The organism is Enterobacter sp. BIDMC93 (genome assembly GCF_001037805.1).
Classification (GTDB): domain Bacteria; phylum Pseudomonadota; class Gammaproteobacteria; order Enterobacterales; family Enterobacteriaceae; genus Enterobacter; species Enterobacter hormaechei_C.
Map to the genome: position 1 here is coordinate 4,569,597 of NZ_KQ089962.1, position 12,522 is coordinate 4,582,118.

Sequence of the window (12,522 nt, forward strand, 5' to 3'; positions counted from 1 at the left end):
AAATGTACGACGATAACTTTTACAATATGGCGCACTCAAAATAAAAATAGCCTGCCAATTAAATAACCTCGGCAGGATATTATGAAAAAGATAATTATTAAAGCAACGTGTATTAGCGCATTATTATTGAGCACACAGGGATGGTGCGGGAATACGTCCGTCGACCTTCGCTTTGGTCATAATACGCGCTCAGACGTAAATGATTCACGCATTAAGGTCATGCATCAGGCGAATAACGGTTTTTACTTCTCCGTTGAAGCCGCACAAAACCATAATGATACGTTTTTTGGTGATACCGACAGATATAATCCCGACGACAAGGGGTTAACGGAAGCGGCACAGGAAATCGAAACGCGCTGGCGTTTCGATCTGGGAAATGGTTTCGCCGTTGCGCCTGGCATGGTGACGGTTTTCACCGCCAGCAATACGCATTACCGCCCCTTCATTCAGGGCTGGAAAGCCTTCGATAACGGTCTGAATCTCTCCGCCCGTTACCGCTATAACACCGTCAATGACGCGCACAGCGATAAAGAACTCGACGGCAGCGGTTATACTCGCCGCCAGTCACACCAGTTCGACATTTGGTTCGCGTATAACATCGGCAAATTCGGTATGTCCTATAACCCGCGCTTCCGCTGGCAGGATAACGTCGATCAGGGAACCGGGGATGACACCTACTGGGAGCATACCGTCGCGTTCAACTACAAGCTCGACGATGGCTGGACGCCATACGTCGAACTGGTTTCACTGGATAAAACGTACATCAATAATGACGGCAACCATGAAAATGATTATGCCGTACGTCTGGGAATAGTGAAGCAGCTCTGACGGCCTGACTACACCGTATCGTGCTGTAGCAGCCTACAGCCGATACGGTCCACGGCGCTTAACAGTTCAAGCTGCCCTTCCCGCTGATACAGCGAAACCGCGTTAATGTCGATTGGTAACGGCCAGCATAGCGTTGAGATCGACGCCAGTGTCGACCCCTGACGGGTAATCGCAATAATCTTCAACCCTTTGCGCAGCGCGTTACGCGCCATTTCAATCAGCGACTGCGTCTCCCCGGATTTACTGATCAACACCAGCGTCCCCTTCGATACGCGTGTCAACTGGTGCATGTCATTCAAAATAAGGTGCGGCAGGCTCGCCAGCGACAAAAAGCGCGACAGGTAGTTGAGGCTGGTGAGCGAGGCTCCCCGTGCGTAAAGATAGATATGGCTGGAATGCGTAAGCAACCTGGACACGTCTGTCACAATATCATCCGGCTGCGGCCCCACGTCGGGTGTAGCAGGTGCAGGTGTAAAATGGTCGCGTAAAAAACGGTACCGAAGCTCGGTATAGCTTTTATAGCCCATTTTTTTACATACACGATTAACGGATGTTGTCGTGGTAAAGATATCACGGGCAATCTCTTTTGCCGATATATTAGAAATATTACACGCATGATGCTGAATGTATTCAAATATCAAACGTTCACTTCCCTGGAATGAATTCATCTATTACGCCCCATTTAATCCCGAGATGATATTAACACAACAGAGAAATAGCCTCTGGAAGGCGCTTCACACATTGCATTTACGCGTATCACGATACGTAATTAGTATTAGCAAACATTAAAAACTGTTTTAGGTTCTCTTTATACTTCCCCTGTTTTCACATCCAGGGAATTATGACAATGACGAAACAAAAAGTTGTCGCGGTAACGGCCTGCCCGACAGGTATCGCACACACCTTTATGGCGGCGAATCAAATTATTGCATGGGCTAACGAGCACAATATCGAGGTAAAGGTCGAAACGCAGGGCAGCGACGGCGTTAAAAACCGCTTAACAAAACAGGATATCGCCTCCGCCACGGCCATTATTCTGGCAACCGACGTTCCCATTCAGGATGCCGAGCGTTTTGAAAATATTCCTCACCTTCAAACCCGCACACAAGAGCTGATCAAACATACCGATCGCTATCTGCGTCAGGCGCTGGCAAAGGAAAAAAACGTCACCACTGTCGCACAAGAAGACGATCTTCAGCGTTCGGCTTACCAGATTTTTATTGGCCATATTATGGCGGCCATCAGCTATATGCTGCCGGTGGTGGTGATGGGCGGGCTGATGATGGCGACGGCCAAAATAACCGGGCAGTTTATTAACATCGAACATTCGCCGTTCAGCGTGCTGGATAAAGTGGGCTTTATGACCATTAAGTTCATGTATCCCGTTTTTGCAATGTATCTGGCGTTTTCCATTGCCGGTAAACCGGCACTCATCCCCGGTCTTATTGGCGGCATCATGTCAGACGAAGTCTATAAGCGCTTCTTTGATATCGAAGGCTTTATGCCATCCGGCTTTTTCGGCGCCATTGGTATCGGCTTTTTTGTGGGCTATCTGGTGCGCTGGCTCAATGATTCGATTCACGTCCGCCAGCAGCTCACCACCATTAAAACCATGCTGCTCGTCCCGCTGATCACCGGCATTACGCTGGTGATGGTCATGGAATATTTGATTAACCCGATTTTTGGCTCGCTTAACCAGCTGATGGTGGTCTTTTTTACCTCGGCAGGTGACACCGGGCGCGGGTTCTATTCCGCGATGATCGCCGCGGGCACCGCGTTCGACCTGGGCGGTCCGGTCAACAAGGCGGCAGGCTCGGTCGCGCTCGGCCTGAATGGCATGAGCGAGACGTTTGATTTAACCGCCCGCGAACTCTCCATCGTGATCCCCTCCATTGGCGTCGGCTTTGCTGCGTTCCTCAACGGCCGCTTTGGATTACCGGATGTCTTTAGCCAGGAAGAGAAAACCGTCGGTAGCACCTCGTTGTTGCTGGGCGTGATTGGGATCTCCGAAGGCGCGATCCCGTTCATCCTGAAAAACCCACGTCTGATCCCGGTGTTCATGACCGGTGCCGTCGCCGGCGCGCTGGTCGCCATTACCCTTGGCGTGAAGCAGACGCTGCCTCTGCCAGCCGTCTGGGGCTGGCCGCTGGCAACCAACGTGGCGGGCTACCTGGCGAGCGTCTTTATTGGCGCACTGATTTGCGCCCTGGGCGTGCTCTATGTCAGCCCAAAGAACGCCAGATAAGGGGAACGTCATGAATCAGATCCACGTCATTGCCCATACGCACTGGGATCAGGAGTGGTATTTCACCCGTCAGGACAGCATGGTGCTGGCGTCATATAATTTTGCGGACGTCATCAACACGCTGGAGCAGGACTCCGCTTACACCTGCTATCACCTTGACGGACAGATGGCGGTAGTGGAGGACTTTCTCGCCATCAATCCTGATTATCGCGCCAGGCTGGAAAAGCTGGTCAGAGAAAAAAGGATCTTCGTAGGGCCATGGTATACCCAGACGGACACCTACAACGTGCATGGCGAATCGATTATCCGCAACCTGAAGTACGGCATTTTTTCTGCCCGGACGCTGGGGCATGCGATGCAGGTTGGGTATCTTCCGGATACCTTTGGCCACAATGCGCAAATGCCCACGATCTTGCAGGGCTGCAATATCGACAATATCGTCTTCTGGCGCGGTATCGATCACGACAGGCACGCCAAAAGCAGCCAGTTCCTCTGGCGCGCACCCTCAGGTGCGACCGTCATCGCCTGTGCGATGGCGCTCGGTTATGGCGCGGCTAAAAACATGCGTTCGGAAGCCTCCCATCTCCGGGGAAAAATCTACCCGATGACCACACTTTTGCGTTCACGGGCCGGTCTAAACGACCTGCTCCTGCCCTGCGGCGGCGATCAGGTCAGCATCGACCCGGCGCTGCCGAAAATCCTGGAGGTCGCCAGCGCACAGTCCCCGGATCAGGACCGTTACTTCATCAGTTCTCTGGAGCGTTATGTAGAAACCCTTCGCGCGCAGCGTGAACAGTTTGAGCTCCTGGAAGGAGAGCTGAAATCGCCGCGCTACACCCGCATCCATAAAACGATCGGCTCCGTGCGCTACGACATCAAAAAGAAAAACGATGAGGTTGAACAGTTCATCCTGCGACAGCTGGAGCCGACAATCGCAATGGCGCGTCACCAGGGGATTCCGGTCAACCTCGCGGTAGTCGACACCCTCTGGAAAAAGCTGTTGCGAAACCATGCCCACGATTCCATTGGCGGCTGTAATAGCGATGCCACCAACCGCGACATTCTGCATCGACTGGAACAAACCGAACAGCTGTGCCATAGCCTGTGGAATCTGGTGGTGAAAACCCTGGCCGCCGCCTGCGTTCAGGATGGCGACCTGCTGATCTTTAACCCGCTAGCTACCCCAACGCAGCGCGTGGTGATAACCACCCTGTATAGCCGGGCGGATAATATCGCCCTGACGCATCAGGGGCAGCCCATCCCTTTCGACGTCCTGGAAAGAGACATTCTGCCCGGCGGAACGGCGATCTCCCTTACCGCCGAGGGCGAGTGCGAGACGCCCCTTCTCCCTTATTACCGCTGGCACGTTGCGGTAAAGACACCGGTTCTGCCGCCGATCGGCTATCTCACCGTTAACGTTGAAGAAGACCCTGCGCCTTTCCTGGCGTCTGAAAAGATAAAGGGTAGCGAGATTGAGAATGTGCATTATCGACTGTCGCTGGATGCCGGAACGCTTACCCTGCATGACAAACGCAGCGGCAGACGTATCCCCTCTTTCTTTACCTTTGAAGACTGCGCGGACGCGGGCGACAGCTACGATTTCTCACCGCTTGCGGGCGACGCGCCGACGCGCTGTTCGCATTTTACGCTCGTCGACGGCGTAAAAACGCCGCTTGTCGAAAAGCTGACCGTCGAGGCCACAATGCGTCTTCCACAGGATCTCGCCAGCCGTCAGGATACGGCCCGAACGCCGTTATCCATTCGTCTGGTCTGCGAAATACGCCACGACGATCCGAATCTGTATGTCGAGGCTTCGCTGGAAAACAGCCACTGCGATCACCGGCTACGTTTACTGATCGGCAGCGATGTTCACACCCGTCACGCTATCGCCTCACAGCCCTTCGCAATCATCCAGCGCGAAACGGGATATGACGATGAACACTGGCAAGAACGCTATCGCGAGAAGCCCGTGGATATCGAAACCAGCGAGGGCATTATCGCTGTCACGGAACCGGGTAAAGCGCTGGTTGTGACTAGCCGTGGCATGAAAGAATTTCAGATTATCGGCAGCGAACCCGCTGCTATTGCCCTGACGATGTTTAAATCCACGGGCGTGCTCGGACGCAGCGATCTCGAATGGCGACCGGGTCGGGCCTCCGGCATCAATAATACGGTGGTTGAGACTCCTGATGCCCAGTTGCTGAAACCGTTGCGCTTTTCATTCACCGTCGCGCTGGCCGACAACGCCGACCACCTCACGCTGCGCCAGCTGGAAAATCAGGCGGCTGGACAGCCCTTCACCTACCAACGGCAAACGCTACACACGCTCGATCACCGTCTTGAGCGCTTTTCGTTGCGTCTGCCCGAGCGCAGGCTTCCGGCAGAGTTCTCGCTACTGACCGTGCCGGAGCCGCTCATCCTTTCCGCTCTGCCCCATGCGCAGCTGCTGCATGGCACCGTCTTACGCGTATTTAACGCCGGGACACAACCGGCTCCCGTCCCGGAAAGTCTGGCAGTGTTACGGCAGATCAACTATCTGGAAGAGCCGATGCAACCGGTAACGGCGATCCTCCCCTCCGCAACCTGCGATTTTTTGATTGAGGCTTAATATGAACTTGCTGGCATTGACGCATCCCGATCTGGTGTTTATCAACCCGCCCCAACGTACGCCGGAAGCAGTGATCCGTTGGCTCACCGAGCCGCTCGCCAGGCGGAATGTCATCAACGATCGAGAGGCATTTATCGAAAGCGTTTTACAACGCGAAAGTGAAGGCCCTACCGCGCTGGGTGAAGCGCTCGCCGTCCCGCACGGTAAAACCGAGGCGGTGCAACAGGCGGCATTTTGTCTGGCGCTCTTTGACGATCCGATATGCTGGCCGGGGCTGGAGGGTGATGAAGAGGTGAGGATGGTTTTCCTGCTCGCCATTCCGCCAGCGGAAGCAGGCAGTACGCATATGCACCTGCTGACGACGCTGACCAGCAGACTCACGGATGAGCGGGTGCGTGAGCAATTGCTGGCGGCGCGTACGCGGGAAGAGGCGATGTCTGCGCTGAGTAATGAAGGTTCTCAAAAACAGGACGATGCCCCCGAAAGCTCTCTTCTCATCCCGTTGGTACTGGGCTGCATCGTTACCGTAGCCTTTTTGCAGGCAGGGTTGAGCTGGGCCTGCGGGGTGAGTTAATCGAGCAGCGCTCAGCACAGGCTCTGCTGAGCGCTTGTTTTTGTTGAATAATTAATCAGATTTTTCCTTCGAGTCTTTACAATTGCCCCAGCGCCCGCCGTTTGTACTCTCGTCTTTTTACTTTGTTCTGCATCAAAAAAATCGCAAACTTGTTTGATGCAAATCACTATATGTAGCACTTAAAATGCACGCCGACCCAACATCTTGTATTTATCGTCTACTATTCCAACAACAAGACGGCGCGAACGCTGGCCGGAATTGTGGATAACACGAGCTGGGCACGCGGGAAGTCTTTGCCGCGGCGAGGAATACGTCCGGTGAATACTTCTCCACCTTTGTGGATAACCTGTTTTTAAAATGGAGTGATCATGACACCGCATGTGATGAAACGTGATGGCTGTAAAGTGCCGTTTAAATCAGAGCGCATCAAAGAAGCCATTCTGCGCGCAGCTAAAGCAGCGGGAGTCGATGACGCAGATTACTGCGCCACCGTCGCAGAAGTCGTTAGCAGCCAGATGCATGAACGCAGCCAGGTGGATATCAACGAGATCCAGACCGCGGTTGAAAACCAGCTGATGTCTGGTCCATACAAGCAGCTGGCGCGCGCCTACATTGAGTATCGTCACGACCGTGACGTCCAGCGTGAGAAACGCGGTCGCCTGAACCAGGAGATCCGCGGCCTGGTGGAGCAAACCAACTCGTCGCTGCTCAATGAAAATGCCAACAAAGACAGCAAAGTGATCCCAACCCAGCGCGACCTGCTGGCCGGTATCGTCGCCAAGCACTATGCCCGCCAGCACCTGCTGCCGCGCGACGTGGTGTCTGCGCACGAGCGCGGTGAGATCCACTATCACGATCTCGACTACTCGCCGTTCTTCCCGATGTTTAACTGCATGCTGATCGACCTGAAAGGCATGCTGACCCACGGTTTTAAAATGGGTAACGCCGAGATTGAGCCGCCGAAATCCATCTCCACCGCGACGGCGGTCACGGCGCAGATCATCGCCCAGGTGGCGAGCCACATCTATGGCGGCACCACCATTAACCGCATCGATGAAGTACTGGCCCCGTTCGTGGCCGAGAGCTTCAACAAACACCGTAAAACGGCGGAAGAGTGGCAGATCCCGGATGCCGACGGTTACGCCCGTTCCCGCACCGAGAAAGAGTGCTACGACGCGTTCCAGTCGCTGGAATATGAGGTAAACACGCTGCACACCGCCAACGGCCAGACGCCGTTTGTGACCTTCGGGTTTGGCCTCGGCACCAGCTGGGAATCACGCCTGATCCAGCAGTCTATTCTGCGCAACCGCATCTCCGGCCTCGGTAAAAACCGTAAAACGGCGGTGTTCCCGAAACTGGTGTTCGCCATTCGCGACGGCCTGAACCACAAGTTTGGCGATCCGAACTATGACATCAAGCAGCTGGCGCTGGAGTGCGCGAGCAAGCGTATGTACCCGGACATCCTCAACTACGACCAGGTGGTGAAAGTCACCGGTTCGTTTAAAACGCCAATGGGCTGCCGCAGCTTCCTCGGCGTGTACGAAGATGAGAACGGCGAGCAGATCCACGACGGGCGCAACAACCTGGGCGTCATCAGCCTGAACCTGCCGCGCATCGCGCTGGAAGCTAAAGGGAATGAAGCGGCCTTCTGGACGCTGCTGGATGAACGTTTACAGCTGGCACGTAAGGCGCTGATGACCCGCATCGCCCGTCTTGAAGGGGTGAAAGCCCGCGTCGCGCCAATTCTCTATATGGAAGGAGCCTGCGGCGTGCGCCTGAAGGCGGACGATGATGTGTCGGAGATCTTCAAAAACGGTCGCGCATCGATCTCTCTTGGCTATATCGGCATTCACGAAACGATTAACGCGCTGTTTGGCGACAAGCACATCTATGACAACGACGCCCTGCGTGAGAAAGGTATCGCGATTGTGCAGCGCCTGCGCGATGCGGTAGACCAGTGGAAAGAGGAAACTGGCTACGGTTTCAGCCTGTACAGCACGCCGAGCGAAAACCTCTGCGATCGCTTCTGCCGTCTGGACACCGCCGAGTTCGGCATCGTGGAAGGCGTGACCGACAAAGGTTACTACACCAACAGCTTCCACCTCGATGTGGAGAAGAAGGTGAACCCGTACGACAAGATCGACTTTGAAGCGGCCTATCCGCCCATCGCGAACGGCGGTTTTATCTGCTACGGCGAGTACCCGAACATTCAGCACAACCTGAAGGCGCTGGAAGACGTGTGGGATTACAGCTATCAGCACGTGCCGTACTACGGAACCAACACGCCAATTGACGAGTGCTACGAGTGCGGCTTTACCGGTGAGTTCGAATGCACCAGCAAAGGCTTCACCTGCCCGAAATGCGGTAACCACGATGCAGCCCGTGTTTCCGTGACCCGCCGCGTGTGCGGCTACCTCGGCAGCCCGGACGCCCGTCCGTTTAACGCCGGTAAGCAGGAAGAGGTGAAGCGCAGGGTGAAACATCTGGGGAATGGGCAGATCGGGTAATCCGCTGCCACGTTAATGCCCGGTGGCGCTGCGCTTACCGGGCCTACGGACCGCTCTCTTTTGTAGGCCGGGTAAGCGCAGCGCCACCCGGCGTGGTTATTCGCGATGAACTATCACCAGTACTACCCCGTCGACATCGTCAACGGCCCCGGCACCCGCTGTACCTTGTTTGTATCAGGCTGCGTTCACGAGTGCCCCGGCTGCTACAACAAAAGCACCTGGCGGCTGAACTCGGGTATGCCCTTCACCGCTGAGATGGAAGACCGCATCATCAACGACCTGAACGACACGCGCATCAAACGCCAGGGGATCTCGCTCTCCGGCGGCGACCCGCTCCATCCGCAAAACGTGCCGGAGATCCTGAAGCTGGTAAAACGCATCCGCCGCGAGTGCGCGGGAAAAGACGTCTGGGTCTGGACGGGCTATAAGCTGGATGAACTGAATGCGCAGCAGATGGAAGTGGTGGATCTGATTAACGTCCTGGTCGACGGCAAGTTCGTGCAGGATCTAAAAGATCCTATGCTTATCTGGCGCGGCAGCAGCAACCAGGTTGTGCATCATCTGCGTTGAATGAAGGCGGATATCCTCTGTCCGCCTGAACGTCAAAACCGACTCAAACTCTCCATCGCCTCAGCCTTAAACGCCGCAAAATTCTCGCACTGGCACAGGCGCGCCATCGCGCGTTCACGCAGGAAGGTGACAAAGATGTCGTAAATCGCCATTGCCTCTTCGTACTCGCTTTTGCTGATGGCGAGCAGGAAGATGACATGGGCGGTTTCATCTCCCCACTGAATGCCCTGCGGCGCCAGCACGGTGTAGACCACCGTTTTTTGCGCCAGCAGCCCGAGGGAGTGCGGCAGCGCGATGCCGTCGCCGAGCATGGTGCTGACGATGGCTTCACGCTCGATAACCGATTCCAGAAACTCCGCGCCGACAAAACCTTCCCCTTCAAGCTGCCCGCACAGTTCGCGGAACAGCGTTTGCTGGTCGACAGGCTTGTCGAGAATGCGAAAATGGGCCGCGTCGAAGTATTTTTCCAGCATCCACGGGCGGGTGCGATCCACCAGCACCAGCTTGCCGATCTGCTCCAACTGATAATCGGTCGGGAACGGGGCGATCATCACCACCGGTTTGGATTTTTCGCTCACGCGGGCGGTGGAGATCACGAAGTCTTCGCCAATGGCATCGGCAAGCTCGTACTCACGAAGGGTGAGCGTGCGCGTCACCTCAATCTGCGGATATTTACGCTGAAGTACCGCCTCGATCATGCGCACCATCGCGTTACCGGCGTCGCACACCAGCAGCACCCGCGGCTGGCGCTGGTAGCCGATATTGTAATGGCGCTCCAGCCCGACGCCGATATGCAGCACCAGAAAACCAATTTCGTTTTCGCTGATCACATACGGGGTGTATTTGCCCCAGCTCGACACCGCCGCGAGGGTCATATCCCACGCCATCGGGTAGTGCTGCTTGATGTTATCCAGCAGCGGATTGGGGATCATGATTTGATACCGCACGCGGGTAATCATGGTTTTGATGTGCGTGAGCAGATCTGCATGCAGTTGCTCATCGCTCAGCAGGTTGTAGTTATAGTGGGTGTTGATGTAGCGCAGAATGTAGTTGACCAGCGCTTCATCGTCGTCGGCGTTAATCGCGCTGGGGGCGATCTCCTGGATCTGCCGCGCCGCAATGTGCACGCACAGCCAGCTCTCTTCTGACGGCGACAGCGCTTTGCCCGCCAGTTGCTGAATGGTGACGGCGATATCTTTCGCCGCCTCACGCACGTTCTCTTCCACGTCTTCCGCGTGGAATTCCGGCAGCGGATACCCCTCGCTGATGCGCCGCACCGACACCGCGCAGTACAGGCGCAGGAACAGCTCGCCTTCATCGGTCAGGCGAATGTGATGGCGCGTCAGCGCATCGTGCAGCACCGGCACCATCTTTTCCGCCACCCCCGCGTTCAACGCCACGTCGGTCACCAGCGGGTTCAGGCTGTCCTGCTGCGCCAGCTCCCACAGAAGGTCGGTCAGGCAGGCGCGGATCGCCATCTCGCTGCCAAACAGCTTCATCCCGTGGCGCGGGCGGGTTTCCAGCGTCAGGTTGTAACGGTGAAACCACTCACGCACTTCCACCATGTCGCTCTGCAACGTGGCCCGGCTGACGAACCACTCATCGGCCAGATCCTCCAGCTTGAGGGAAAAGGCTGACGTCAGAAAACGCACCACCAGATAGTGCACGCGCTCCGGTCCGGTTCGCGGAATACGCAGCGCGCGCGGGTGGGACGCCTGCAATTGTTGATAGCGCACCACATCATTAATTTTGAGCTGATAGCCGTTGCCCCGGCTCAAAATGAACTGCGCGCCGTGGCTGGCCAGCAGCGCGTTCAGGGCGGTGATATCCGCCCGGACGGTTCGCGTGGAGACCGACAGCCGCTGCGCCAGCTCGTCCTGTGGCAGCGTCTCGTTTTGCAACAGATCGAAAAGTTGCGCTAAACGTTGGTTCGGAAATCGCACGTCGTTGTCCTCTTACTACTCAGGGTGAAATGACCATCTGGGATGGGCTGCCGACCGGGGTATAGTCTGGCTCGGCGCTCAGCTTGCCGTCCGGCGCCACGCGGAAACGGGTAATGTTGTCGCTGCGCTGGTTCATGACGTACAGCCAGCGACCCTGCTTATCGAGCGTCAGGGTGCGCGGATAGTCGCCGCGCGTCCAGACATCATCCTGATGCGTCAGCGTACCCTCCGCCGTTACGGTAAAGTGCCCGATGCTGTTATGCAAACGGTTAGCGACATACAGCTGTTTCCCGTCGGCGCTTAGCGCCAGCCCGGCAGCAAAACTGGTGCCTTTATAACCGTCCGGCAGGGCTGAAACCGTTTTACCCTCTTTCAGCCTGCCATTACTGTCCAGCGCATAATGGGTGAGCGTAGACGCCTCTTCGTTAATCAGCCACAGGGCATCGCCTTTCGGCGTAAAGACGAAGTGGCGCGGCCCGGCCCCTTTTGAGGAGGCGCTGATAAATGGCGGATCGTTCGGAGTCAGCTTCCCGGTTTGATCGTCAAAACGGTACTGATAGATGCGATCCAGCCCCAGATCGGTGGAAAAAACGTATTTCCCGTCCGGATCGGCGGCGATCATGTGCGCATGTGGGCCGTTATGATCGCTGATGGCGAAACTGCCCTCGACGGCAGCTTCCGGCTTCGCCGCGCCCGGTTCGCCTTTGTCCTGATGGGTGTCCGTAGCATCGCCCAGGCTGCCGTCTGCGTTAACGGGCAGCACCGCGACAGTTCCGCTGACGTAGTTTGCCACCAGCAGATGTTTGCCGTTCGGCGTCAGGGAAAGATACACCGGCCCCGCGCCGCCGGAGGACACCTGATTCAGCTCGCTCAGCGCGCCGTTATCACCGATGCGCAGCGCCTGCACCACGCCCTGCTCCACTTCGCTTGCCAGATACAGCGTTTTGCCGTCGTGTGAGACGGTTAACTGCGCGGCGTTCGGCAGTTTGCTCACCAGTGTTTTATCGTTCAGCGCACCGGTTTGCGGATCGACGGTAAAGCGGTACAGCCCTTCACCGTTCGGATTATAGGTACCCACCCAGGCGTACTGGGTTTGAGCGATTGCAGAGGTAGCAAGTAAAGAGAGTGAAGCGACAAGCAGGGTACGGGTGTGCATGGTGGCTCCTTCGGGTGTGTGCGGTTTGTTTCCCCTCACCCCAGCCCTCTCCCAAAGGGAGAGGGGGTAAAGGTTCCCTCTCCCGGTGGGA

The 12,522-nt window shown here is 56.2% G+C and carries 9 protein-coding genes; 6 read left to right on the forward strand and 3 right to left on the reverse strand.

What is annotated here, in order from left to right; genetic code table 11:
• The first annotated feature begins 81 nt into the window (after positions 1 to 81).
• Positions 82 to 828, forward strand: a complete 747-nt coding sequence (locus tag SK58_RS21335) for an oligogalacturonate-specific porin KdgM family protein (protein ID WP_017694639.1) — start codon at positions 82 to 84, stop codon at positions 826 to 828.
• 8 nt (positions 829 to 836) lie between these two features.
• Here SK58_RS21335 and SK58_RS21340 read toward each other — a convergent pair whose 3' ends face one another.
• Positions 837 to 1,496: a MurR/RpiR family transcriptional regulator gene (locus tag SK58_RS21340; RefSeq protein ID WP_048220407.1), complete on the reverse strand. Its 660-nt coding sequence runs from the start codon at positions 1,494 to 1,496 to the stop codon at positions 837 to 839.
• A 179-nt stretch (positions 1,497 to 1,675) separates the two neighbouring features.
• Here SK58_RS21340 and SK58_RS21345 point away from each other — a divergent pair, with 179 nt between their 5' ends.
• The 5 genes from SK58_RS21345 (at position 1,676) to nrdG (ending at position 9,332) form a co-directional block, all read left to right on the forward strand.
• The gene (locus tag SK58_RS21345) at positions 1,676 to 3,073 is read left to right on the forward strand and encodes a PTS fructose transporter subunit IIC (protein WP_075262159.1); all 1,398 of its coding nucleotides are present in this window, start codon (positions 1,676 to 1,678) and stop codon (positions 3,071 to 3,073) included.
• Positions 3,074 to 3,083: 10 nt separating this feature from the next.
• Positions 3,084 to 5,681, forward strand: a complete 2,598-nt coding sequence (locus tag SK58_RS21350) for a glycoside hydrolase family 38 N-terminal domain-containing protein (protein ID WP_048220408.1) — start codon at positions 3,084 to 3,086, stop codon at positions 5,679 to 5,681.
• A 1-nt stretch (position 5,682) separates the two neighbouring features.
• A complete protein-coding gene (locus SK58_RS21355; protein ID WP_045338909.1) occupies positions 5,683 to 6,255 on the forward strand; it encodes a PTS sugar transporter subunit IIA in 573 nt (190 codons plus the stop codon).
• Positions 6,256 to 6,623: 368 nt separating this feature from the next.
• Positions 6,624 to 8,762, forward strand: a complete 2,139-nt coding sequence (gene nrdD / locus SK58_RS21360; protein WP_015572514.1) for an anaerobic ribonucleoside-triphosphate reductase — start codon at positions 6,624 to 6,626, stop codon at positions 8,760 to 8,762.
• Between the two features lie 105 nt (positions 8,763 to 8,867).
• Complete coding sequence (gene nrdG, locus SK58_RS21365) at positions 8,868 to 9,332, forward strand: anaerobic ribonucleoside-triphosphate reductase-activating protein (RefSeq protein WP_017694644.1); 465 nt, start codon at positions 8,868 to 8,870, stop codon at positions 9,330 to 9,332.
• 32 nt (positions 9,333 to 9,364) lie between these two features.
• Here nrdG and SK58_RS21370 read toward each other — a convergent pair whose 3' ends face one another.
• Together SK58_RS21370 and SK58_RS21375 are read right to left on the reverse strand one after the other, a co-directional pair.
• Positions 9,365 to 11,275 (reverse strand): BglG family transcription antiterminator, encoded by a 1,911-nt coding sequence (locus SK58_RS21370; RefSeq protein ID WP_023295816.1) that lies wholly within the window; start codon positions 11,273 to 11,275, stop codon positions 9,365 to 9,367.
• 19 nt (positions 11,276 to 11,294) lie between these two features.
• On the reverse strand, positions 11,295 to 12,431 hold the full coding sequence (locus SK58_RS21375; protein ID WP_032103144.1) for a lactonase family protein: 1,137 nt from the start codon (positions 12,429 to 12,431) through the stop codon (positions 11,295 to 11,297).
• Positions 12,432 to 12,522: the final 91 nt, after the last annotated feature.